Origin of the sequence: Plantactinospora sp. WMMB782 (assembly GCF_049179135.1) — a bacterium.
Taxonomy (GTDB): domain Bacteria; phylum Actinomycetota; class Actinomycetes; order Mycobacteriales; family Micromonosporaceae; genus Plantactinospora.
This window is the reverse complement of the sequence record NZ_JBMHMC010000007.1, coordinates 5686267-5710232: the sequence shown is the minus strand read 5'-3', so window position 1 is coordinate 5710232 and position 23966 is coordinate 5686267. Positions and strand designations below refer to the sequence as shown.

Genomic DNA, 23966 nt, shown 5'->3' with positions numbered 1-23966 from the left:
GGGTCAGTTACGTTCCCGGGAAACGTCACCGCCAGGTGAGGCGTTCCCACGGTTGGCGCCGGCCTGCTTTCTCGGCTCCTTGCCATCCTGCGACCCGCGGCTATACCAGCCCCATATCGAAACTATCTTCGAAAACGAACCGGGCCCCGCCGCCGGCGTAAAGCCGGCTGGCGGAGCCCGAAGGGTCCGTTGTGGACGACTATTCGCGTACGCCGGCCAGCTCGACCGCGCCGGACCGGAAGGCGAGCCGGACCGGCAGCACCGCGCCGAGCACCGCCAGGGCGGCGCTGACCAGCGTGATCACCGCGACGGTGCCCCACGGCACGCTGACCGGGGTGGCCCCGACCAGCTGCCCCAGGGCGAGCCGCAGCCCGGCCAGGTTCACCGCCGACGCCCCGACCGCGAGCAGCACCCCGACCCCGGCGACCAGCAGCGACTCGGCGGCGAAGACCCGGAGCACCTGGCGCGGGGTGGCCCCGGCCAGCCGGAGGATCGCCAGGTCGCGCAGCCGGTCCGAGGTCGCCATCACCAGCGTGTTGACGATGGCGATGAAGCAAAAGACGATCGCGATGCCGAGCACCAGCACCATGCCCAGCGAGCTGGCCTGGCTGTTCTCGCTGCTCTCCTCGCCGAGCCAGTCCTCGGCCGGGATCGCCCGCGCACCGAGCCCGGACGTGGCGGCGGCCAGGGCCGAGCGGACGGTCGCCGGGTCGGTGCCGTCGCGCACCGAGACGTAGATCCGGCGGGCCAGCCCGGTGAAGGCGTACTCGGCGGTGCCGGCGTACTTCGTGCTCAGGTAGGCGACGTCGTTGCTGCCCGAGGTGGTGTTCAGCACCGCCACCACCCGCAGCGGCACTGTCGTGCCGTCGGCCAGGAAGACCTCGACGGTCTCGCCGACCCCGACGCCCCAGTCGTCGTTCACCACTATCGTGTCGTCGCGCAGGTCGGCCGGGTCGCCCTCGTCGACCGGCAGGGTCAGGGTGCTGGCCAGCGCCGCCGGGTCGACGGCCAGCGCCTCGTAGTCGGCCAGCCGGGCGTCGTCCCGGGCGTACACCATCGTCGGCAGCGCGGCGAGCACGTCGACGCCGGGGATCGCCCGGACCCGTTCGGTGACCGCCTCGTTGACCCCCGGGGTGCCGTCCGGGGTGACCACGAAGTCGGCGACGACCTGGTTGCGCCGGCCGCTGTCCTTGGCCCGGTCGATGGTGGCGGCCGCGCCGAGCAGCGAGATGGAGAGCCCGACGGTGAGCAGCACCGGTGCGGCGGTGGCCGCGGTACGCCGCACCGCGGTCAGCGCGCTCTCCCGGACCAGCATCCCGGCGGCCCCGCCGAGCCGGCCCAGCGGCCAGGTGATCAGCCGGGCGATCGGCTTGACCACCACCGGGGCGAGCAGCGCGAAGGCGAGGATCGGGAACATCAGCACCCCGATGTACCGGGTCGGCACCATCACCAGGCCCGGGTTCACCACCGCCACCCAGCCGATGGTGACGAGTCCGAAGGCGAGCGCCAGCAGCCCGTAGAGCCACCGGCCGGAGGTCATGGTGCGGGAGTCCACGGCCGCGTCCCGCAACGCCTCGATCGGGCGTACGTCGCCGGCCCGGCGGGACGCCGCCCAGACACCGAGCAGCGCCACGCCGAGCCCGGTGCCGAAGGCGATCAGCAACGGGACCCAGATCGCCGGACTGGTCGAGACCTCGACGGTGAACCACGACGGGGCGAGCCCCAGCTCGACCATCCAGCGGGCCAGCGGCGGCGCGGCGGCCAGCCCGAGGGCGGAGCCGGCGACCGCCGAGGCGAGCCCGACCACCAGCGCCTCGGCCAGCACCATCCGGCGTACCTGCCGGGGGGTGGCGCCGACCGTGCGGAGCAGGGCGATCTCCCGGCGCCGCTGGGCGACCGCGAAGGCGAACGTCGAGGCGACCAGGAAGATCGAGACGAAGCCGGCCACCACGGCGGTGATCGGCAGCAGCGTCTGGGTGTTGTCGATCGCCTCCCGGTCGGCGTTGTAGCTCGGGTCCAGCACCCCGCGCCGGTCCCCGGTGAGCACCTCGGCGTCCCCGCCGACGGCCTGCCGCACCGCCTCCGGATCGCCGTAGGAGACCAGTGCCTCGACCCGGGGCGCGAGCCGGGCCGCCTCGGCGTCGGTGAAGAAGACCGCGGACTCGAAGTCGGCCGGCCCGGTCACCCCGGCGACGGTGTACTCGCGCGGCCCGCCGGTGGTGAGGACGCTGACCCGCTCCCCCGGCCCGGCACCGCCGGCCGGCACCACCACCTCGGTGTCGGTCTGCGGCGCCCGGCCGGCGGCCAGCGCGTACGGCGCGAACTCGGCACTGGCCCAGCCGTGCCCGACCTGGTCGTCGGGTCCACCGGCGAGCTGGGCGTAGAAGGAGCGGACCGGCACGGTACGGCCCAACGCGCCGACCTCGGCGGCGAGCGCGTCGGAGATGCCCCGGGCCTGGATCAGGGAGCGGCTGCCCGGGTCGTGCCGGGCCGGATCCCACTCGGGGTCCAGCGCGGCCACCACCACCGGGGCGGTGGCGAACCGTTGCGGCGCCCGGTCCGGCAGGTCCAGGGTGGCGGCGATCTCCAGCCCCATCGCGGCGATCATGCCGGCGCCCAGGGTCAGCGCCAGGAAGGTGCCGACGAAGGCGGCCCAGCGCATCCGCAGCGTCTGCACCGCGATGCTCAGCACGGCAGGACCTCCGTCCGCGTCGTCCGGAACAGCCGCGATGCGATGCTCGGCACGCGCCGACGCTCGATCCGGCTCGGCACGCACCGACTTCCAACCGGGCTCGGCCCGCGCCCACATCCAACCGGGCTCAGCACGCGCCGACCTCCATCCGGGTCATCCGGGCGGCGATCGCCTCCGCCGTCGGGTTGACCAGCTCGCCGGCGAGCACCCCGTCGGCGAGGAAGACCACCCGGTCGGCGTTGGCGGCGGTGACCGGGTCGTGCGTCACCATCACGATCGTCTGCCGGTGCTGGTCGACCAGGTTGCGCAGCAGGGCCAGCACCTCCCGGCTGGTGCTGGTGTCCAGCGCGCCGGTCGGCTCGTCGGCGAAGAGCACCGCCGGCTTGGTGACCAGGGCACGGGCGATCGCCACCCGCTGCTGCTGGCCGCCGGAGAGCTGCGCCGGCCGGTGTCCGCCCCGGTTGCCGAGCCCGACCTCGGCGAGCACCTCCGCCACCTCGGAGCGGCTCGGCCGGCGACCGGCGAGCCGCAGCGGCAGCGCCACGTTCTGCTCGGCGGTCAGCGACGGCAGCAGATTGAACGCCTGGAAGACGAAGCCGATCCGGTCCCGCCGGAGCAGGGTCAGCGCGGTCTCGCTCAGCCCGGTCAGGTCGGTGTCGCCGATCACCACCCGACCGCCGGTCGGCCGGTCCAGCCCCGCCGCGCACTGCAACAGGGTCGACTTGCCCGAGCCGGACGGCCCCATGATCGCGGTGAAACTGCCGGCCCGCAGGTTCAGCGACACGTCCCGCAGTGCGGTCACCGCGTTCTGTCCCGAACCGTACGTCTTGCTCAGCGACTCCAGCCGCACAGCGTGCTCCATAGCGAGCATCCAATCACTGATCGTCAGATCGACACATGAGATTCCACCCTGAGAAGCCCCGGACGGCCGACCCTGAGCCGTCCTGCGGGTTCGGGTGGTTTCCCGGGCGTCACCGCCCGGGGGAGACTCCGCCGGTACCCAGGGCGAGCAGCAGCTCCAGTTGTGCGCTGTCGACGAGGGAAATCCGGTCGATCCGGTGCGTCGGGTCGGCGGTGGCCGCCTCCAGCAACCGGCGGTAGTGCCCGGTAAGCCGCTCTATGGTCGCACCGTCGAACAGATCCGTGTTGTACCGGAAGGCTCCGGACAGTGAATCCTCCGACTGCCGCAGCTCGACGTTGAGGTCGAACTGCCCCTCCAGCTGCGGCACGTCGAAGGCGGCCAGCCGCAGCCCGGAGTGTTCGATCTCCGGGCCGACGACGGCGCCCTCGGGCACCAGCGGCAGCGGCGGGTCGAGCCGGTCCGCCGCCACCATCGTGAAAGCGATCCGGAACAGCGGCGCCCGGCTGCCGCCCCGGGCCGCGCCGAGCATCCGGTCCAGCAGCGGGAACGGATAGCCGACGTGGGCCAGCCCGGAGAGGAGTTCCCGGTGCGCCGAGGCGACCGCGTCGGCGAAGGTGGCGCCGGGTGTGAAGGAGGAGCGGAGTACCACCGTGTTGACCAGGTAGCCGACCACGTCGCGCAGGCCGGCGCCGTACCGGGTGGCGACCGGGCAGCCGAGGGTGAAGTCGTCCTGCCCGCCGTACCGGTACAGGGTGGCCTGGAAGACGCCGAGCAGGAACGCGAACGGGGTCACCCCGGCCGCCGAGGCCGCCGACCGGACCCGGCCGGCCAGCTCGTCGGGGAGCCGCAGGTGGTGGGTGGCACCGTCGAAGGTCTGCCGCTCCGGCCGGGGCCGGTCCAGCGGGAGCACCCCGGCCGACACGCCGGTGCAGCGCTCCCGCCAGTACCGTTCCAGGCGGGCCCGGCGGGGCGAGTCGAGCAGTTTCCGTTCCGCCTCGACGTGGTCGAGGTAGCCCGCGGTCAGCGGCGTCCAGTCCGGTGCGCCGCCGGCCGCGAGGCCCCGGTAGCCGGCCAGCAGGTCGCGCAGCAGCAGCCACTGCGAGGTGGCGTCGCTGACGATGTGGTGGGTGACGAGCACCAGGGCGGCGTCGTCGGCGGCGCGGCGCAGCAGCACCACCCGGAAGACGTCCCCGGCGCCGAGCCGGAACGGCTGCTCGCCGATCGACCGGGCCAGCCCGAGCAGCGCCTCGTCGGTGCGGCCCGGCACGTCCCGGATCTCCAGCCAGCGGGAGGTCGCCGCCCCGCCCGGCGGAGGAGTCGGGGGCGCCGCCGGAACGTACTGCCGGGGTGCCCCGTCCCGCTCGGCGAAGGCCGTGCCGAGCACCGGGTGCCGGGCCACCAGCGCGTCGACCGCCCCGGCCAGCGCCGCGTCGTCGAGCGCGGTCCGGACCCGGACCGCGAGCGTGATGTTGTACGCCGGGCTCTCCGGCGCGAGCTGGTAGAGGAACCAGAGCGCCTCCTGCCCGACCGAGAGCGGATGCCCGGCCCCGGGCGAGGGCTCGACCGGCGGCTGCCCGCCCGGGGTGGCCGGCCGCCCCCCGGCGGTCCCGAGGTCGGTGCTCATCCCCGGTCGCCCAGTACGCCGTGCAGGTGGCCGGCGAGGGCGTTGACGGTCGGGTGGTCCCAGGCCATCGTCGGCTCCACCTCGATGTCGAAGCGCTCCTCGACGTCCCCGCTCAGGGTCATCGCGTACACCGAGTCGAGGCCGATCTCGACAAGCGGCGTGTCGGCGTCGATCTGCTCCGCCGGCCGTTGCAGGTAGAACGCGATCCGGCCGACCAGCCAGCTGCGGATGGCGTCGACGGACGTGTCTTGGATGGTTCCGGACATGGTGCTCTCCTTCGGCGTACGGGCGCGGACGGTCAGCCGGCCAGGCGCCGGTTGACGAGGTCGAAGCCGCGGTTGTCCTGATGACGTTCCAGCAGCTCGGTGTAGAGGTGGTCGGCCAGCCCGTCCGGCGCCGGGCCCGGGTCGATGCCGAGCCGGCCGGCCAGCCGGGACAGTGCGGCGAGCAGCCAGCGGGGGTCCCGCAGGAACGGGTCCGCCGGGCCGTGCCGCCACATCCCGAGGCAGGCGGCGGCGGCCAGCACCGTCGCGTACCGGTCGGTCAGCTCGAAGCTGCGCCGGCCGGCGATCACGGTGCGGTCGGCCGGGGGCAGGTCCACGCAGAGCCGGCCGAGCCGGTCGAGTTCGGCGGCGAAGAGCCGGCCGAGCCGGTCGACCGCCGGATCGGCGCCCGGCTCGTCGAGATGGTCCCGCAGGCTGCCGGCCAGGCTGTCCATCCCCTTGGCGGAGAGCCCGAGGGCGGTGAAGTCCAGCGGCGGCAAAGGGTCGTCGAGCCGGAACAGGGCCGGCGGCGCGCTCGGGCTGGACCGCCAGCCCTGCCGGGCCAGCCGGGGCAGTTGCGGGATGATCGTCGCCTGGCAGACCGCCGCGCTGGCGTGTGTGAGCGTCGCGGCGAGCAGGTCCCGCAGGGTCTTCTGGAAGATCGCGTACCGGCCGTCCCGCAGGTACGACCGGGCGCCGAGCACCACCGAGAGCGAGTGGGCGGCTTCCTGGAACAGCTTCGGCACCAGGTACTTCACGGCGGCGCTGTACACACTCGTCTGGTCGGGCAGCACGTGCAGGGCGCGGGCGGCCACCGTGGACAGACAGTCGCCGACCAGCAGGTCCAGGAAGGCGCCGACCAGGGTGGCCCGGGCGTGCGGCAGCTCGGCGACGGGCAGCCCGTAGAGCCGGCGGTCGAGGGCGAAGCGCAGCACGGTACGCAGTTGGGTGTCGACGATCCCGACGGCCATCCCGGGCAGCACGCTCCGGGTGACCTGGAAGGCCCGCAGCACCGTCTCCATCGCACCGCCGGCCTCGCCGACAAGCGCGTCGGCCGGTACCGGGCAGTCGGTGAACTCCAGCCCGCCGAGCAGGATGCCGCGGACACCGGCGGTCCGGTAGCGGTGCAGGTGGCGGCGGTGTCCGGCCGGCAGCGCCGCCATGTCCAGCAGCAGGTGCGAGTGGCTGCGGCTGCCCGGCCGGTCGTCGGTGCGGGCGAACAGGGTCACCGCGTCCGCCCGGGACAGGTTGCCGACCATCTCCCGGCGACCGGTCACCAGGAACCGGTCCCCGGCGGGCCGGGCCCGCAGCTCGGTGCGGCCGAAGTCGGTGCCGTGCGCCAGCTCGTTGTAGCCGGCCGACGCCTTGCCGTGCCGCAGCAGCAGCTCGGCCAGCCAGCGGCGCTGTGTGGGGGTGCCGTCGGTCCAGACCGGGGTGGCGGCGATGAAGGTGGTGACCCCGTAGCCGACCCCGAGGGTGGTGTCCCGGCGGAACACCGCCCGCAGCACCCGGGCCAGCCGGTCGGCCCGGTCGAACCGGCCACCGAGGGCCCGGGGCACGAACTCGGCGTTCAGGCCGTACCCGTCGAGGGCCCGCTCGCCCTCGGCGAGCAGTTCGCCGCGCTCGTCGGCGGCGAGCACCGCCGGATAGCCGACCGGGTTCGCCGGATCGTGCGGATCCCCGAGGTACGTCTCCAGGTCGGGATCGGCCGCACCGGCCGGCGTGCTGCCGGCCGGGGATGCGGTGTCGACGCTCATCGGACCACCTCGGGAAGCTGCGGAGCCGGCTCACCGGACCGGGCCGAGGCGGACGCCTCAGCCGACCGGGTCGACGCGGAAGGCTCACCGGGCCGGTCCGACGCGGACGCCTCGTGCCCAGCTCGTTCGCGGTGAGCGTCGGTCGGGTCCTGCTGTACGGCCTCGGGCCGGGCCGGCGGTGCCGGCGCGTCGGCGGGTCGGGACGGCGGTGCGGGCGGCTGCCCGGTCGCCTCGGCGAGCCGGAACGGGAGCAGGGAGAAGAGCCGGCCCGCGCGGTGCTGCGCGCGCAGGTCGGGCAGCAGCCGGTCGTAGTCCTCGCCGCCGTCGGGTCCGGAGCCGCCGTCGGGTCCGGTGCCGTCGTCCGGTCCGGTGCCGTAGTCGGGTCTGGTGCCGGAGCCGCTGCCGGTGGCCGGGCGGAGCTGCCCGATCAGCCGGTGCAGGCAGGCGCGCAGCCAGCGGGCGTCCGCCCAGAGCGGCGCGGTCGGCCCGTCGGCGAGCCAGTGCCGGTTGCGCAGCCACAGTTGCAGGCAGCCGGCGGCGGCGAAGGCGACGGCGTACTCGCCGGCCAGCTCGAACGCCTCGACCGGCACCTGGCGGGGCTGCGGCCGGTACGCCGCCATCCGCTCGTGCAGGGCGTCCACCCGTCCGGCCAGCGTCTCGGCCTGGGCCGCCAGGGCCGGCGGGACGATGCCGGCGTCGGCCAGCTCCAGCACCTCGGCGACGGCGGCCGGTAGCCGCTGCACCACGCTGCACCCGGCCCGGGAGAGCAGGGCGAGCCGGCTCCGGTCGAAGTCCGGCAGCGGCCGGGACAGCTCGACCGTCTCGGTCAGCCCCGGGTCGACCACCCCGCGCCGGTAGCCACGCACCAGTCCGGGGAACTGGTTGACCAGGGAGTTCAGGTTGACCAGGGTGTTGCCGTCGAAGATGCCGACGATCCGGTGGTCGCGTTCGATCTTCTGGAACAGCCCGTCGGCGTGGTCGGCGGTGAGCAGGGCACGCGCGCCGAGCACCTGGCCGAGTCGCGGGATGGTCCGGTCCATCATGGTCGGCACCAGGTATTTGGCGATCGCAGAGGTGACGCTCAGCTCGCCCGGGGTGGCGTGGATGCCGCGCGCGGTCAGCACGCTCACCACCTCACCGACCAGCAGGTCGACGTACGCCTCGGTGAGGGTGCGGTTCGCGTGCGGCAGGTCGATCAGCGCCCGGTCGTAGAGCCGGTGCCCGGCGGCGAAGTCGGCGACCAGCCGGAGTGCCTGGTCGGCCAGGCCGAGCGACATCGCCGCACACATCGTCCGGGTGAGCTGGACGCTCTTCAGCACGATCTCCGGGCCGGCGCCGGCCGGGCCGAGCAGCGCCTCGGCCGGCACCTGGGCCCCGGCGAAGGCGATCCCGCTGATGTCCGCGCCGCGTACCCCGTGGGTGCGCTCCTTGGGCAGGCAGCGGAAGGTGCCGGGGTCGAGCCGCCGCTTGTCGACGAGCAGCAGGCTGAACCCCCGGGTACCGCCGGCCGGCTCGGTCCGGGCCAGCACACAGAGCAGGTCGCCCCGGCTGGCGTTGTTGATCAGCCACTTCTCGCCGTCGACCCGGTAGCCGGCGCCGGCCGGCACCGCCGAGACGTCACCGGCGAGCAGGTCGCTGCCGTGCTCCCGCTCGGTCAGCGCCAGCGAGATGACGCGGCCGGCCAGCACCTCGGCGCCGACCCGGCGGGCCTGCTCCGGAGTGCCGCCCACCCAGGCGGAGACCGCGCCGAGATAGGTCTTGCCGTGTCCGATCGCGACGGTCAGGTCCCGGCGGGCCAGCATCCGCACCGCGTGCAGCAGCTCCTCGTAGCTGCGCAGCTCGCCGCCGAACTCGGCCGGCACGTACCAGCGGGGCAGGCCGAGCCGGTCCAGTTCGGCGCAGACCTCGGCCGGGAACTCCTCCCGGGTGTCCAGTGCCACGCAGTTGGCGAACGAGGCCGCCCGGGACGGGTCGTGCGGGTCGCCGAGCCCGGCGTCCAGGTGCTCGGCGAGGGCGAAGGCCGGATAGCGCATCCCGGTCACCCCCGCCCGGCCGGCACCGGCAGTCCGGCCCGGCCGGCCCGGTAGCGGTCCCGGACCTCCGGATCGAGTTCCTCGTACGTCGCGTCGAGCACGCCGGAGACGAAGAGTTCCCGCATCATGGTGCGCTGGATCTTGCCGCTGGTGGTCCGCCGGACCTGGCCGACCCGGACGAAGACGACGTTCGCCACCCGGACCCCGAGGACCCGGCTCAGCGCCGCCCTGACCCCGGCGGCCAGCCCGGCGATCTCGGCGGCGTCCCGGCCCCGGGTGCGCAACTCCTGGACGACCACGATCTCCTCCCGGGGCGCCGGCACCGAGAAGACCGCGCAGGGCAGCCCGGCGAACGCCGGCGAGACCTCCCGGACCTCGCGCTCCACGTCGTGCGGATAGAGGTTGCGGCCGTGCACGATCATCATTTCCTTGATCCGGCCGGTGACGTAGAGTTCGCCGTCGTCGAGGACACCGAGGTCACCGGTACGCAGGAAGCCGCCGTCGCCGTCCGCGGTCGCCGCGCCGAAGGCCCGGCGGGTCGCCACCGGGTCCCCCCAGTAGCCCCGGGTGACGCTGCCGCCCCGGATCCACACCTCGCCGACCCGCCCGTCCGGCAGCACCGTGCAGGTGCCGGGGTCGACGATCCGCACGTCCAGCTCGTTCACCCGGCCGCTGCCGACCAGGGCCAGCCCGGCGGGCGTACCGGCGGGCAGTGGGGTGAAGACGTCCCGGGCCAGTTCGGCGGGGTCGACGTACGCGCTGACGGGGCGGCCGGTCGGGCGGGCCCCGGTGACGCAGAGGGTCGCCTCGGCCAGCCCGTACGTCGGCAGGAACGACTCGTAACGGAACCCGGCCGGGGCGAACCGGGCGGCGAACCGCTCCAGGGTGGCCGGGTCGACCGGCTCGGCGCCGTTGCAGGCGTACCGCCACCGGGACAGGTCCAGCCCGGCGACCTGCTCGTCGGTGAGCACCCGGGCGCAGAGGTCGTACGCGAAGTTGGGCGCGCAGGCGACCTCGGCGCCGTACCTGTCGATCGCCGCCAGCCACAGCTGCGGGCGCTTGAGGAAGTCGTTGGGCCGGATCAGCACGGCGGTGCTGCCGAGCAGCAGCGGGGCGATCAGCATCGCGATCAGGCCCATGTCGTGATAGAGCGGCAGCCAGGAGCAGAACCTGGTCTGGTCGGTCCAGCCGAGAGTGCGGTGCGCCGAGCCGATGTTGTGCAGCACGTTGCCGTGGGTGACCATCACACCCTTCGGGTCGCTCGTCGAGCCCGAGGTGTACTGGAGGAACGCGATGTCGTCGGGGCGGGCCGGATAGGGCCGCCAGTCCGCGCCACCGTCGCCCGGTCCGGTCCCGGCCGGACCGCCGGACCCGATCGGACCGTCAGGCCCGGCCGGGACGGCGGCCAGGTCGGTCGCGGCGAAGGCCAGCTGGTCCAGGCCCTCCTGGAGCATCCAGTCGGCGACCGGACGCAGGTTGTCCGGGTCGGTCAGCACCACCGCCACGTCGGCGTTCCGGGCGATCGCGCTGGTCCGGTCGGCGTGCTGCCGGTAGTTCGCCGGCAGCGGCACCGGCACCGGGATCACGCCCGCGTAGAGGCAGCCCAGGAAGCCGGCGACGAATTCCAGCCCGGTCGGATAGAGCAGCAGCGCCCGGTCGCCCGGCCGGCACTGCCGGCCCAGCCAGGTCGCGGTGGACCGGGCCGCCCGGTCGAGTTCGGCGTACGTCAGGGACGACTCGACGAGCCGCTCCCCCACACCACGGCAGAACACCACCGCCTGCCGCCCTGGCGAACCGGCGACGTTGTGCCGGACCGCCTCGACGATGCTTCCCAACATTGCTTCCCCGGCTTCTCCGGTACGGCGTGCACCCGCGCCATCGGCGCCTGTCGGGCCAGACCGTACGGTCGACGTCTCTATTCGGGCTATATCGGCGGGTTGGCCGGCGCGCTCAGCCGCAGCCGCCGGCATGCCCCTCGTCGGTGCGGCCCGGCACACCCACCAGCACCGGCTCGGCAACCGGGTCGCTCTCCTCCGGCGCCGGCCCGCTCGCCCACTCCTGCGCCGGAGCGCTTTCCCGTGCCTGCGCCTGCGCCGGGCCGCTGCCCACAGGTGCCGGTACCGCCGCCGGCCGGGCTGCCGGTCGGGCGGTGCCGCGCTTGGCGGCGACCGAGGCGGCGAACGCGGCGAGCCGGTCCACCCCCCAGAACCGGTCCAGGCCGTGGACGAAGAACGGCACCCCGAAGACGCCGTCGGCGTAGATGTCGAGCAGCGCCGCGACGCCCTGGCGGCGTACCTCGGGATCGTCCGCCGCCCCGGCGACCTCGGCCGGGTCGAGTCCGAGTTCGGCGGCGATCCCGGCGACCGTGTCCCGGTCGCAGATGTTCCGGCCCTGGACCCACCTGGCCCGGTACGCCCGTTCCAGGTAGCCCGGCCCGGCGCCGTGCCGCGCCGCGACCAGGTAGCCGAGGTGCGGAATCTCCCAGACCGGCTCCCGGTCCACCGGCCAGGTGAAGGAGAGTCCGCGTTCGGCGGTCAGCCGCCGGACGTCGGCGAGCACGTAGAGGTGCTTGGCCCGGGACATCGCGGTGTAGACGAACTCGCCACCGGCCTCGGCCAGCAGCCGGGAACTCTGCTCGTCCGGCTCCCAGAACGGCACCCAGTCCAACTCGGAGACCAGCTCCGGATGCCGCTGGTGCAGGTCCCGGTAGGCGAGCCAGGAGTACGGGCTGCGCAGGCTGAAGTAGAACCGTGGGGTGCGGCGCACCGCCATGGGAAACTCCTCGGATGCTCCGAGGCGGTACGCGCTACAGCGCGATGCCGCCGTCGACTTGGAAGACCTGGCCGGTGACGTAGGAGGACCGGTCGGAGACGAGGAAGCCGACCAGGTCGGCGGTCTCCTCGGCCCGGCCGAACCGGCCCAGCGGAATCCGGCCGAGCATCTCCTTGTTGACCGCCGGCGGAAGTCCCGCGGTCATGTCGGTCTCGATGAACCCCGGCGCGACCACGTTGGCCCGGATGCCGTACCGGCCCATCTCCTTGGCCAGCGCCTTGGTGAAGCCGATGATCCCGGCCTTGGAGGCGGAGTAGTTGGTCTGCCCGGCGTTGCCGGCCACCCCGGCGACCGAGGAGAGCGTGACCACCGCGCCACGGCGCCGCTTCATCATGGCGAAGACCGCCGACCGGCAGACGGTGAAGGTGCCGTCCAGGTTGGTCCGCAGCACCCCGTGCCACTCGTCCTCGCCCATCAGCACCAGCGGCCGGTCCCGGGTCACCCCGGCCACCGTCACCACCGCGTCGACCGGGCCCAGCTCGTCCTCGGTGGCGCTGACGAAGTCGCGTACCTGGGCCAGGTCCACCACGTCCACCTGCCGGGTCAGCACCCGGGCACCCGCGGACCGGGCGGCCTTCGCCGACAGCTCGGCCGCCTCGGCGTTGGCCTGGTAGCAGAAGGCCACGTCGAATCCGTCGGCGGCCAGCCGGGCCACCACGGCCCGGCCGATGCCCCGGGATCCGCCGCTGACCAGCGCGACCCGTCGTCCGTTGTCGCTCATCTCGCTCCTCACACCCCCGCCGGGGCCGGCTCCGCCGGACGCAGCGCGTCCAGCGGGCGCAGCGTCTGCACGAACTGGCCGAGCCGCATCACCGGCTCGTCGCCGACCACGGTCTCGCCCTCGAGGATCACCGTCTCGCCGACGACCTTGACCAGCCGGACCCGGTGCTCGAGGACGTCGCCGGGATAGACCGGGTTGCCGAAGGTGACGTTGCTGATCGAGCCGGCCAGCACCACCTTGCCGGCCAGCACGTCCGGGTTGGGGTTCTCCCAGCTGGCCAGCAGCACCGCCGCCTGGGCCCACGACTCGACGATCAGCGTCCCCGGGTACGCGTAGTCGCGGTCCACGGACGCCTCGTCGAGCCGCTCGTAGCAGGCCTCGCTACAGGTGACCGCCTTGAGCGCGGCCAGCCGCTCACCCGGCACCAGCTCGACCACCCGGTCGAGCAGCAGGATCGGATACCGCTGGGGTATCACCTTCCTGATCCCGGCGACCCCGATCATCGGCTCTCCTCCGGTCGGTAGCGCAGGCGCAGCTCGGCGGCCGGACCGCGACCCGTGCTGATCTTGGCTGTGCAGCGCAGTTCCGGCCCGGACCAGGACAGCGCCGCCTCGATCCGCAGTTCGTCGCCGGGGGCGACCGGGCTGAGGAAGCGGCACCGGTCCATCGCGGCCAGCTCGGGGCGGTGCCGCTCGCCGAGCGCCGCCCGGACGGTCTGCCCGACGAGTTCGACCAGGTAGACCCCGGGCAGCACCGGGAAGCCCGGGAAGTGCCCGGTGAAGACCGGGTCACCGGGGTCCACCTTCGCGGTCGCCACCGCCGAGGTCCCGTCGGCTTCCAGCAGCTCGACCTGGTCGGCCAGGGGTGCGCAGCGGATCGTCACGACCCGCCCCGCAGCTTGCCGTCGAGGAGCTGGTAGGTGCTGTCCAGCGTGCTGACCGCGATCAGCTCGCTCTCCTCCATCTTGACGCCGTACCGCTTCTCCAGCCGGACGGTGATCTCCAGGGCCATCAGGGAGTCCACCTCCAGGTCGTTGACGAAGTGCGCGTCGTCGGTGACCTCGGCCAGGTCGACGTCGATGGTGTCGGCGATGAGCCGGCGCAGGTCTTCCTTGTCGAGCCCCGTGGTGAGCTGGTCAGACATGACTTTCCGTCCTCTCGGTGTTGATCTCGTGGTCCTCCCCGCGGGCGACGTCGCCCGGGGACGGCTCGGCCAGCACGGACTCGACGACGCCGAGCTGGTAGTCACCGGCGCGGAAGCCGGGATGGCGCAGCAGCCGGCGGTGGAAGTCGACGTTCGTGGTCACTCCCGCCGACCGGTACTCGGCCAGCGCCCGGTCCAGCCGGCGCAGCGCCTCCTCCCGGGTGGCGCCGTGCGTGACGATCTTGGCCAGCAGCGAGTCGTAGAACGGCGGTACGACATAGCCGTCGAAGAGATGGCTGTCCACCCGTACGCCGGGGCCGGCCGGCATCCGCAGCCCGTGCAGCCGGCCGGTGGAACCGGCCCAGTCCCGGTCCACGTCCTCGGCGTTGATCCGCGCCTCGATCGAGTACCCGTCGAACCGGACGTCCGACTGGGTCAGGTCCAGCCGCTCCCCGGCGGCGATCCGGATCATCCAGGCGACGATGTCGATCCCGGTGCGTACCTCGGTGATCGGGTGCTCGACCTGGAGCCGGGTGTTCATCTCCATGAAGTACGCCGCGCCGTCCGGTGCGACAAGGAACTCGAAGGTGCCGGCGCTGACGTAGCCGATGTCCCGGGCCCCGGCGACCGCCGCCGCGCAGAGCCGCTCCCGCAGCTCCGGGTCGAGGGCCGGGGACGGGGACTCCTCGACCAGCTTCTGGTGCCGCCGCTGCACCGAGCAGTCCCGCTCGCCCAGGTGCAGCACGGTGCCGTGCCCGTCGGCGAGTACCTGCACCTCGATGTGCCGGGCGGCCGGCAGGTAGCGCTCCAGGTAGACCCGGTCGTCGCCGAAGAGGGTCCGGGCGGCCGAGCGGGTCGTCTCGTACGCCAGCGGCAGGTCCTCGGCCCGGTGCACCACGGCGATGCCCCGGCCGCCGCCGCCGGCCACCGCCTTGACGATAAGCGGGAAGCCGATCTCGGCGCCCACCGTCACCGCGTCGCCGAGCGAGTCGACGGTGCCGTCCGAGCCCGGCAGCACCGGCACCCCGGCGGCGCGCATCGCCGTCCGGGCCGCCACCTTGTCCCCCATCAGCGCGATGTGCTCGGCGGCCGGGCCGACGAAGGTGAGCCCGACGTTCCGGCAGGAGGCGGCGAAGACCGGGTCCTCGGAGACGAAGCCGCAGCCGGGGTGCACCGCGTCGGCGCCGGACTTGGCGGCGGCATAGAGGATGGCCGGGATGTTGGTGTAGCTGCGGGCGACCGGGCCGGGTCCGATGTGCACGGCGTGGTCGGCGAGCTGCACCGCCAGGCTGTCCCGGTCGGCGGTGGAGTAGACCTGCACGCTCTCCAGGCCGAGGTCGCGGCAGGCGCGGATGATCCGGACTGCGATCTCGCCCCGGTTGCAGACGAGTACCCGGTTGACCATGCCCGCCACCTCAGCCCGGCTCGATGCTGAGCAGCGCCTGCTCGTACTCGACGACCTCGCCGTCGGTGGCGAGCACCGCCCGGACGATCCCGCCCCGGTCGGTGACGACCGGGTTCATCATCTTCATCGCCTCCACGATCGCGACCTGGTCACCGGCCTCGACCCGCTGGCCGATCTCGACGAAGGGCGGCTGGTCCGGGCCGGGGCGGCGGTAGAAGACCCCCATCAGCGGCGCGGTCACCGACACGGTGCCGGCCGTCGGGGCGACCGCCGCGGCGACGGCCGCCACGGCCGCACCCGGCGCCACCGCCACGGCCGCGGCCGGTACGGCGGTCACGGCCGCGCCGGCACCCGCCGCCGGGTCACCGGCGACGGGGACCACCGCCTCCCGGACCGGGCCGGGTTCGGCCCGCTCGACCTCGATCCGGACGTCGGCCACCTCCACCCGCACCCGCCGGATCGCCGAGTCGCGGACCAGCTCCGCCACCTCGGCGGCGGCCCGCACCGCACTGTGCAGCGCGGCGTCGGTGTCGTTGGCGACCGGGTTTGCCGGACCGGCGCCGGCGGCGACCGGGGTTCCCGGACCGGTGCCGTTCGCGGCTGCCGGACCGGTGCCGTTCGGGGCAGCCGGCCGGCCGCCGTTGGCGGTTTTCGACCGGGTGCCGTCGCGCTCCGGCGACGGCTGCGTGCCGTTTGCCACCTGGGCGGTGGCCGGCTCGCGGACCTGCTCAGACATGCGCGCCTTCCTTCCAGGGTTCCGGCACCGTGCTGCCGGCGACGGCGCCCTCCGGGGCCAGCACGCCGTATCCGCGCAGCCGGCGGTAGCGGGCGGCCAGCAGTTCCTCGACCGGGACCGCGGCGAGCTGGCGCAGCAGCCGGCCCACCGCCTCGGCGACGAGTTCGGCGGCCCGGTCGGGGTCGCCCGGCGGCTCCGGCAGGATCTCGTCGACCACACCGAGCCGGCCGAGGTCCTCGGCGCGCAGCCGCAGCGCGCGGGCCGCCACCGGGGCCTGCCCGGCGTCGCCGAAGAGGATCGCGGCGCAGCCCTCCGGGCTGATCACCGAGAAGACGCCGTTCTCCTGGATCAGCAGCCGGTCCGCGACCGCCAGCGTCAGCGCGCCGCCGCTGCCGCCCTCGCCGGTGATCACCGCGACCACCGGGGTACGCAGCCCGGCCGCCAGCGCCAGCGTCTCGGCGATCGCCCCGCTCTGGTTGCCCTCCTCGGCGGCCAGCCCCGGGTACGCCCCCGGAGTGTCCACAAGGGTCACCACCGGTACGCCCCAGCGCTGCGCCAGCTCGAACAGCCGCATCACCTTGCGGTAGCCCGCCGGGTGCGGCATGCCGAAGTTGTTCGCCACGTTCTCCCGGGTGTCCCGCCCCTTGGCGTGTCCGACAAGCACCACCGGGACGCCGTCCAGCCGGGCCAGCCCGCCGACGATCGCCGGGTCGTCCCGCTCCCAGCGGTCGCCGTGCAGCTCGACGAAGTCGCCGAAGATCCGTTCGATGTGCTGCCGCACCGTCGGCCGGTCCGCCGCCCGGGCCCGGCCGACCGCCGTCCAGGCGTCCACCGAACGCTGCGGCCGGTCGTCGTGCCCGGCTCCCCGGGAGGTGCGGCGGCCGGCGGAGGTGACCGGGCGGGCCGGGACGGTGGGGCGGGCCGTTGCGGTGGGGACAGCCGCGAGCGGGCCGGCCGAGGAGGCGCGGGCCGCCGCGAAGAAGCCGACCAGCCGGGCCAGCATCCCGCGCAGTTCCGCCCGGCGTACCACCAGGTCGACGTGGCCGTGCTCGTGCAGGAATCGGGCGGTCTGGAAGCCGGCCGGCAACGGTTGCCGGATCGTCTGCTCGATCACCCGGGGACCGGCGAACCCGGCCCGGGTGCCCTCCTCGGCGACGATCACGTCACCGAGGCTGGCGAAGGAGGCGGCCACCCCGCCGTAGACCGGGTCGGTGAGCACGCTGACGTACGGCACCCCGGCGTCCCGGAGCAACCGGATCGCGGCGGCGGTCTTGGCCATCTGCAACAGCGAGAGCACGCCCTCCTGCATCCGCGCTCCGCCCGAGGCGCTGACCGCGACCAGCGGCACCCCGTGGTCCAGCGCCGTCTCGGCGGCCCGGGCGACCTTCTCGCCGACCACCGAGCCCATGCTGCCGCCGAGGAACGCGAAGTCGAGCACCACGAGCGCGACCCGGTGGCCGCCGATGGTCGCCAGCCCCAGCACCGCGCCGTCGGCCCGGCCGGTCCTGGCCCGCGCCCGGGCCAGCCGCTGCGGGTACGGCATCCGGTCGGTGAACTCCAGCGGGTCGGCGGCGGCGAGGTCGGCGTCGTGCTCGACGAAGCTGTCCGGGTCGACGAGCAGCGCGATCCGGTCCTCGGCGCGCAGCGGCAGGTGGTGGCCGCACTCCGGGCAGGTGTGCAGGGCCCGGGCCAGCCGGTCCCGGTGCAGCAGCGCCGTGCAGCGCGGGCACGGCTGCCACACGCCGTCCGGCAGCCCGTTGATCAGGTCCAGTGTGGAGGCGCCCACGGCTCAGCCCACCCCGCCGAGCAGGGTGGCGCCGACCTGGCCGTCCCGGTCCACTCCGGTCACCAGCGCGACACCGTCGGGGCGCTCGGAAAGCTCGGCGAGCGCACCGGCGAGCTGGAACGCCGACGACGCCGCCGAGGTGTCGCCGAGCAGGGCCCGGCAGTGCACCCGGGTCGGCCGGTTCGCCCCCAGCACGTCGGCCAGGGCCGCCTCCTCCAGGGCACCGAGCTCGTCGCCGCTGTCGGAGGCGGCCAGCACCGTCACGTCGGCCGGGCTCAGGTCGGCGGCGGCGAGCGCCTCCGCGACCGCGCGGGCCAGCACGGTGCGCACCGCCGACGGGTCGGCGAAGGCGAGGAACCGGGAGCCCCGGACCGCCGCCAGCGGCCGGCGCTGCTGCCGGACCGCACTGGAGTACGACTCGAGCAGGAAGATCGCGCAGCCCTCGCCGAGCGCCGTCGCACCGTCGGCCGGGGCTTCGCCGTCCCGGGACCGGGCGTGCCACTCCAGCCAGCCACGCTGGATCGAGTACTCCTCGACCGCGCCGCACAGCACCGGCCCGCCGTGCCCGCAGCGGTGCAGCCGTACGGCGTAGTTCAGCGCCAGCAGCCCGGTGAGCGAGCCGCCCGCGATCGTGGTGTTCGGGCCCTTCAGCCCGTACCAGATCGCGCTCTGCCCGGCGGCGCGGTTCATCACCGTGTTCGGGAAGCGCGCCGGGTCGACGTGGAACGGCTTCGCCCCGGTCAGCGACTCCCGGGTGAAGTCCATGATGCTCTGCACGCTGCCGGAGTTGGTGCCCAGCACCAGGCCGAGCCGCTCCGGCTCGCCTAGCCGCTCCCGCCCGTGTTCGTCGAGCAGCATTCCGACGGTGGCGATGGCGATCCCGGTGGCCCGGTCCATCGACCGGGTGCCCTTCTTGCCGAGCACCTCGGCGACGTCGAAGCCGGGGATCAGGCCGGCCCGGTCGTACGGTCCGGGCCAGACATCCCGGTCCAGCGCGGTCACCGCACCGGTCCCGGCGCGCAGGCCGGCGGCGAACCGGTCGGCGCCGAGCCCGAACGCCGACGCCGCCGACCAGCCGGAGAGCACCAGCTCGTCCGCGGCGATGGTGGTGACGGTCATCTGTCTCTCCCCCTCAGCCCGCGGCCGACGCCGCGACCGGCGTCCCGTTCGGCTCCGACACCGCGACCGGCGTCTGGTTCGGTCCCGCCACCACACCCGGCGTCGGGTTCGGCCCCGACGCGACAGGCGTCGGGTTCGACGACGACACCGCGACCGGCTCGACCGCCTCGGCGTGCCGGGGACTCCAGGCCGGAATCCCGGCGATGTTCTCGGCCCCGTCGACCCCGATCGTGTTGCCGGTGATCCAGGACGAGTCGGTACGGGACAGCAGCAGGATCGCCTCGGCCACGTCCTCGGGCCGGGTGAGCCGGCCGTGCGGGTTGGTGGCGCCGGCCTGGGCGACGAACTGGGTGTGTTCGGGGATCCGCTCCAGGGCCGGGGTCACGGTCACCCCGGCGCAGAGCGCGTTCACGGCGACGCCGTACCGGGCCAGTTCGCAGGCGAGCTGCCGGACGTGCGACTCCAGCGCGCACTTGGCGGCCGACACCGCGCCGTAGCTCGGCATCACCGAGGTGGCCCCGGAGCTGGTCATCGCGTACACCTTGGCGCCCCGGTGCAGCAGCTTCGCCGCCATCAGCTCCTGCACCCAGTAGACGAGGCTGTGCGCCATCACGTCGACCGTCATCTCCATCTGCCGCTGCCCCAGCGTCCGGTCCCAGCCGGCCCGCGGCAGGTACGGCAGCAGCGAGCCGAACGCCAGCGAGTGCAGTACGACGTGCAGCCCGCGTGAACCGGTCAGCTCGGCGATGGTGGGCAGCAGTTGCTCCCGGGTCGACCGGCTGGACGCGTTGACGTTGAAGAAGTGCGCCTGTACGCCGTACCCGCGCAGCTCCGCCTCCAGGGCCCGGGCGGCCTGGGCCCGCTCGCCCATGTCCAGGTGCACCCCGATGACGTTGCCGCCCTCCCGGGCCAGCGCCAGCGCGGTCGCCCGCCCCATGCCGCTGGACGCGCCCAGCAGCAGACTCCACGTGCCTTCCAGGGGAATCAGCATCCCGCGCTCCTTCGAGTCGATCCGGCCGTCCGCCAGATCCGGACCATCGCCACGTTTCCGGTGCCGGCCGCGGTGACCAGCAGGCTGTCCCCGTCGCCGGCACGCAGCCGGTCGGCCAGCCGGAGCATCGGGGTGAGGCTGCCGGCGGCGGGCGGGCCGGCGTCCCGCACCAGGTCGACGCCGGCCGGCAACGCCCCGGCCACCAGTTCGCCGACCGCCGAGTCGTCGAGCAGCGCGTGCACCGGTACCCGGTCGGCGCCGAGGCTGAAGGCCGCCTCCCGGACCACGGCCACGGCCCGGTCCCGGGCCGCGCCGGCGGTGAGCCCGTGCGGCGGCAGCAGCAGGGTGCGGACCGCGCACCTGCCGTAACCGGTGACGCCGCGCGCCCGCGCCTGCTCCGGCGGCTCCAGGACCAGTACCACCGAGCCCTCCTCCGGGGCCGCCGCCTCGGGTGCCGGCACCGCCTGCTCCATCGCGCCGGCGAGCAGCAGGCTGGCCCGGCCGGCCGCGAAGGCCCGCGCACCGACCTGCACCGACTCCAGGCCGGCGACCAGCGGCGAGATCAACGTGAGGCTGATCCCGGTGAAGCCGTGCTCCATCGACAGCCGACTGGTCAGCACGTTCACCGCGCCGTACGGCGCCGTCACCGGGCTCAGCTCGCTGGCGTGCTCGGCGATCACGGTGCGGTCCTGCTCGTCGTGCAGCGCCGCCACCCCGTTGTTGGTGCCGACCACCACGCCCCGGCCCTGCTCGGCGACGCCGTCGAGCCGGTCGCCGGCGTCGTCCAGGGCGTCCCGCCCGGCCGCCAGCAGGTACTGGCAGGCGGCCGGCAGGTACTTGTAGCCGCGCCGGCCGAGCCGGGTACGGACGTCGAACCAGGCGTCGGCCGCCGGCCGGTCCACCGGCGGCGCGCAGACACCGATCCCGGTGACCGTGACCTGGCTCATGCCGTCGCCCCCGCAGGTGTGCCCGCCTCCGCGAGAGCCCCCGCCTCCGCGAGGGCTCCCGTTCCGGCCAGCACCAGCGACACGTTGTTGCCACCGAAGGCGTACCCGTTGACCATGATCCGGTCGGAACCGAGCGGGGTCGCCCGGCCCTGCGGCAGCCAGACCTGGCACTCCGGGTCCTGCTCGGCGACCGGCACGTTCGGCGGCACGGTGCGGTGCCGCAGGATCAGCGCCGCCGCCACCGCGGCGACCGCCGCCGCCGCACCGCCGGTGTGTCCGATAAGCGCCTTGAGGCTGTAGAGCGGCACACCGGCGCCGAGCACCTCGTGCAGCGCCCGGCTCTCCACCACGTCGTTGAGCTGGGTGCCGGTGCCGTGCGGCAGGACGCAGCCGATCCGCTCCCGGCCGGCACCGGTCTGCTCCAGCGCGGCCCGCATCGCCCGGATGATCTGGGTGCCGGCCGGCTCCGGCGCCGTCAGGTGATAGGCGTCGCAGGTCCAGCCGGAGCCCTCCACCGTGCCGTACACGGTCGCGCCCCGGGCCCGGGCGTGCTCCACCGACTCGACCACCAGGGCGCCGGCCGCCTCGCCGAACGAGGTACCCCGGCGGTGCCTGTCGAACGGGCGGCACCGGACCGGGTCCACCGCGCCCATCCGGTTGAAGCAGGCGAGCATGACCCGGCTGTACGCGTCCGAACCGACGGCCAGCGCCACGTCCGCCTCGCCGGACCGGACCAGGTCGGCCGCGGCGCCGAGGGCGAACCCGCCGGCCGCGCAGGCGTTGCTGATCGTGGTGGCGACGCTCAGCGGCCCGAGCCGCTCGGCGATCTCCGCGGCGACGGCGATCTCCGAGGTGAACCGGGCCACCGGCTTGCCGCCGTCGGCCCGCCACTGCTCGTGCAGGCCCGCGTCACCCATGCAGGTGCCGAGGGCCAGGCCGAGGCGAGGGCCCGACGCCGGCCCGCCGAGCGGCAGGCCGGCGTCGGCGACGGCCTCGTCGACCGCGGCCAGCGCCATCCGGGACGTCCGGGCCAGCGCCAGGGACTCGGCCGGCAGGTCGGCGTCGGCGACGCCCTGCACCACCGGCACGTCCATGTTCGCGTACGGGTCCGGCACCGGACCCGGGTCGGTAACCGGTGCCGCCATCATCGCGTCCCAGAGGGCGCGCGTACCACTGCCGTGGCACGTGACGACACCGAGGCCGGTGATGGCGACGCCGGTCATCGACGTGTACTCGAGGCGGCCGGCGCGCCCTCCAGCGCGCTGGCGAGCCGGTCGTCGAAGTCCACCAGGGTCCAGTCCCGGCGGCTGCCGATCACCGCGTACCCGTGGGTGATCCTGCCGGTGGCGGTCGGCACCAGGATGCCGTCGCGCAGCACGTAGCAGTCCATCCGCGAGGTGTAGGTGAGCCGCTTGAAGACGTTCTCCACGGTGAAGACGGTGTAGAGGTCCTCCTCCATCCGCGCCTCGTCCAGCAGCGTGATCCGGGAGTGCGGCACCACCGGGATCCAGTCCTGCTCGTCCAGCAGCGTCTTGATCGAGACACCCCGGTCGGCCAGGAAGAGGTCGACGACCTCCTCCATCTGCCGCAGGTAGCCGGACATCTGCATCCGCTCGGTGAAGTGGCAGTAGAAGTACGGGATCCGCCACTTCCAGGCGTACGCGTTGCGGCCGGCGGTGAGCGCGGCCAGCACGTCGCCCTCGGGGGCGGCACCGGCGGCGGCCGGCCGGGTCACCTTGACCGGCGCCTGGCCCAGCCGCTCCACCGCGTACGGGGCCAGCTCGGCCGGCGCCGGCTCGGCCGGGTGCCCGTGCGGGTCGTGGCGCAGCTCCACCCGGACCTTGGCGCTCACCGCCTTGACCGGCGGCACCCCGTCGACCGAGATCTCCACCGCGAAGGCGAGCGCGTCCCCGGGCAGCGGCCGGACCTCGGCCGTCGCCACGTCGTCGATGTGGAAGGCGTGCGTGATCCGGGTGTCGATGTCGACGATGTCGACGCAGAGGCCGTGCCGCTCGTAGAGCCCGCCGGGCGCGAAGCCGCGCTGCCGCAGGTGGTCGAGGACGGCCTCCTCCACCAGGTAGTTGACGTGCTTGAAGCCGATCCAGGTGCAGATGTTGGACCCCTCGTAGCGGGGCCGCAGGTCCACGCGGGTCACCCCGTCGGTGAGCGGTTCGGCCACGGGCCGGGGTGCCAGGGTCGTCGAGTTCACGTGCGCTCCAGGTGTGTGTCGAGGATCGGTTCCGGTGCCGCGTGCAGCGGCGACAGCGGGCGGGCGAAGTCCGCCACCAGGGCGGCGAACCGGTCGGGGTGCTCGGCCATCGCGAAGTGGCCGCAGTCGGTCAGCAGGGCGTACCGGCCGTCCGGCGCCGCGTCGGCGAGCGCCCGCCCGTCACCGGGCCGGGCGGCGAAGTCGCCGTCACCGGCGACCACCAGCATTGGCAGCGCCAGCTCGCCGACGGGCAGGAACGGGGTACGCAGGTACGCCTCGAAGAAGCGCATCCAGCCGTACGGGCCGATCCGCTCGCGTACCCGCTCGCCCATCGCGACGCGGATCTCGGCGGGCAGCCCGGCCGGAGCACTGACCCGGATGCCCTCTTCGAGGATCCGGTGGAAGTGGTTGAGATAGAAGTCGATGGCCGCCCAGTCGAAGTCGTCGGCGGCGCTCCGGTAGAAGGGCGAGACCAGCACCACCGCCCGGGGCAGCGGCACGGCCGCCCACGGAGGTGTCGCCGGCGGTGCCATCGCCGGCCGGATCTGCTCCGGCCCGGTCTCCGCCGCACCGGCCCGGCCGAGCAGTTCCAGCAGGGTGTTCGCGGCGAACGAGTGCGCCACCACCAGGTCGGCGCCGCCGTCGACCCCGGCCAGCGCCCGGGCCAGCGGGCCGGTGGGGTCGGACCGGTGGCTCCAGCCGCCGTCACCGGCGCTCGCCCAGGGCAGCTCGGCGTCCCACAGTTCCAGCCAGTCCGGCGCCCGCGACTCGAACCGGTCCCAGATGCCCCGGCTGCTGCCCAGGCCGTGCAGCAGCAGGGTACGCACCGGCCGCGTCCCGGCACCC

Annotated in this window: 21 protein-coding genes; all 21 read right to left on the bottom strand. The window is 74.3% G+C overall.

Annotated features, from left to right (window positions below):
• Window positions 1-199 precede the first annotated feature (199 nt).
• Window positions 200-2692, bottom strand: coding sequence for an FtsX-like permease family protein (locus ACN28A_RS27635; RefSeq protein ID WP_421399786.1), 2493 nt, complete (start codon window positions 2690-2692; stop codon window positions 200-202).
• 127 nt (window positions 2693-2819) lie between these two features.
• A complete protein-coding gene (locus ACN28A_RS27630) occupies window positions 2820-3563 on the bottom strand; it encodes an ABC transporter ATP-binding protein (protein WP_421399784.1) in 744 nt (247 codons plus the stop codon).
• Window positions 3564-3663: 100 nt separating this feature from the next.
• On the bottom strand, window positions 3664-5178 hold the full coding sequence (locus tag ACN28A_RS27625; RefSeq protein WP_421399782.1) for a condensation domain-containing protein: 1515 nt from the start codon (window positions 5176-5178) through the stop codon (window positions 3664-3666).
• Window positions 5175-5444 (bottom strand): acyl carrier protein, encoded by a 270-nt coding sequence (locus tag ACN28A_RS27620; RefSeq protein ID WP_278061049.1) that lies wholly within the window; start codon window positions 5442-5444, stop codon window positions 5175-5177. The genes ACN28A_RS27625 and ACN28A_RS27620 overlap by 4 nt, the downstream gene beginning before the upstream one ends.
• 32 nt (window positions 5445-5476) lie before the next feature.
• A complete protein-coding gene (locus ACN28A_RS27615) occupies window positions 5477-7198 on the bottom strand; it encodes an acyl-CoA dehydrogenase (RefSeq protein ID WP_421399778.1) in 1722 nt (573 codons plus the stop codon).
• Window positions 7195-9231, bottom strand: a complete 2037-nt coding sequence (locus ACN28A_RS27610) for an acyl-CoA dehydrogenase family protein (RefSeq protein ID WP_421399775.1) — start codon at window positions 9229-9231, stop codon at window positions 7195-7197. The genes ACN28A_RS27615 and ACN28A_RS27610 overlap by 4 nt, the downstream gene beginning before the upstream one ends.
• A gap of 5 nt (window positions 9232-9236) precedes the next feature.
• On the bottom strand, window positions 9237-11069 hold the full coding sequence (locus ACN28A_RS27605; RefSeq protein ID WP_421399773.1) for a fatty acyl-AMP ligase: 1833 nt from the start codon (window positions 11067-11069) through the stop codon (window positions 9237-9239).
• Between the two features lie 112 nt (window positions 11070-11181).
• Window positions 11182-12003 (bottom strand): 2-hydroxychromene-2-carboxylate isomerase, encoded by an 822-nt coding sequence (locus ACN28A_RS27600; RefSeq protein WP_421399771.1) that lies wholly within the window; start codon window positions 12001-12003, stop codon window positions 11182-11184.
• A 34-nt stretch (window positions 12004-12037) separates the two neighbouring features.
• Window positions 12038-12784: a 3-oxoacyl-[acyl-carrier-protein] reductase gene (fabG, locus tag ACN28A_RS27595; protein ID WP_421399768.1), complete on the bottom strand. Its 747-nt coding sequence runs from the start codon at window positions 12782-12784 to the stop codon at window positions 12038-12040.
• Between the two features lie 8 nt (window positions 12785-12792).
• Window positions 12793-13287, bottom strand: coding sequence for a 3-hydroxyacyl-ACP dehydratase FabZ family protein (locus tag ACN28A_RS27590; protein ID WP_421399765.1), 495 nt, complete (start codon window positions 13285-13287; stop codon window positions 12793-12795).
• On the bottom strand, window positions 13284-13667 hold the full coding sequence (locus ACN28A_RS27585; RefSeq protein ID WP_421399762.1) for a 3-hydroxyacyl-ACP dehydratase FabZ family protein: 384 nt from the start codon (window positions 13665-13667) through the stop codon (window positions 13284-13286). Before ACN28A_RS27585 ends, ACN28A_RS27590 begins: the two co-directional genes overlap by 4 nt.
• Window positions 13664-13927, bottom strand: coding sequence for an acyl carrier protein (locus ACN28A_RS27580; RefSeq protein ID WP_421399760.1), 264 nt, complete (start codon window positions 13925-13927; stop codon window positions 13664-13666). The genes ACN28A_RS27585 and ACN28A_RS27580 overlap by 4 nt, the downstream gene beginning before the upstream one ends.
• On the bottom strand, window positions 13920-15332 hold the full coding sequence (locus tag ACN28A_RS27575) for an acetyl-CoA carboxylase biotin carboxylase subunit (protein WP_421399757.1): 1413 nt from the start codon (window positions 15330-15332) through the stop codon (window positions 13920-13922). Before ACN28A_RS27575 ends, ACN28A_RS27580 begins: the two co-directional genes overlap by 8 nt.
• A gap of 10 nt (window positions 15333-15342) precedes the next feature.
• Window positions 15343-16068, bottom strand: a complete 726-nt coding sequence (locus ACN28A_RS27570; protein WP_421399754.1) for an acetyl-CoA carboxylase biotin carboxyl carrier protein — start codon at window positions 16066-16068, stop codon at window positions 15343-15345.
• The gene (accD, locus tag ACN28A_RS27565) at window positions 16061-17854 is read right to left on the bottom strand and encodes an acetyl-CoA carboxylase, carboxyltransferase subunit beta (protein WP_421399751.1); all 1794 of its coding nucleotides are present in this window, start codon (window positions 17852-17854) and stop codon (window positions 16061-16063) included. Before accD ends, ACN28A_RS27570 begins: the two co-directional genes overlap by 8 nt.
• A gap of 3 nt (window positions 17855-17857) precedes the next feature.
• Window positions 17858-18973: a beta-ketoacyl synthase N-terminal-like domain-containing protein gene (locus ACN28A_RS27560; RefSeq protein ID WP_421399748.1), complete on the bottom strand. Its 1116-nt coding sequence runs from the start codon at window positions 18971-18973 to the stop codon at window positions 17858-17860.
• A gap of 13 nt (window positions 18974-18986) precedes the next feature.
• Window positions 18987-19964 (bottom strand): SDR family oxidoreductase, encoded by a 978-nt coding sequence (locus ACN28A_RS27555; RefSeq protein WP_421399746.1) that lies wholly within the window; start codon window positions 19962-19964, stop codon window positions 18987-18989.
• On the bottom strand, window positions 19958-20911 hold the full coding sequence (locus tag ACN28A_RS27550; RefSeq protein ID WP_421399743.1) for a beta-ketoacyl synthase N-terminal-like domain-containing protein: 954 nt from the start codon (window positions 20909-20911) through the stop codon (window positions 19958-19960). Before ACN28A_RS27550 ends, ACN28A_RS27555 begins: the two co-directional genes overlap by 7 nt.
• Window positions 20908-22134 carry a beta-ketoacyl-[acyl-carrier-protein] synthase family protein gene (locus ACN28A_RS27545; RefSeq protein WP_421399741.1) on the bottom strand — a complete coding sequence of 409 codons (1227 nt, stop codon included), beginning with the start codon at window positions 22132-22134 and terminating at the stop codon, window positions 20908-20910. Before ACN28A_RS27545 ends, ACN28A_RS27550 begins: the two co-directional genes overlap by 4 nt.
• Window positions 22131-23120, bottom strand: a complete 990-nt coding sequence (locus ACN28A_RS27540) for a thioesterase (RefSeq protein WP_421399739.1) — start codon at window positions 23118-23120, stop codon at window positions 22131-22133. Before ACN28A_RS27540 ends, ACN28A_RS27545 begins: the two co-directional genes overlap by 4 nt.
• Window positions 23117-23947: an alpha/beta fold hydrolase gene (locus ACN28A_RS27535; RefSeq protein WP_421399736.1), complete on the bottom strand. Its 831-nt coding sequence runs from the start codon at window positions 23945-23947 to the stop codon at window positions 23117-23119. The genes ACN28A_RS27540 and ACN28A_RS27535 overlap by 4 nt, the downstream gene beginning before the upstream one ends.
• Window positions 23948-23966 lie beyond the last annotated feature (19 nt).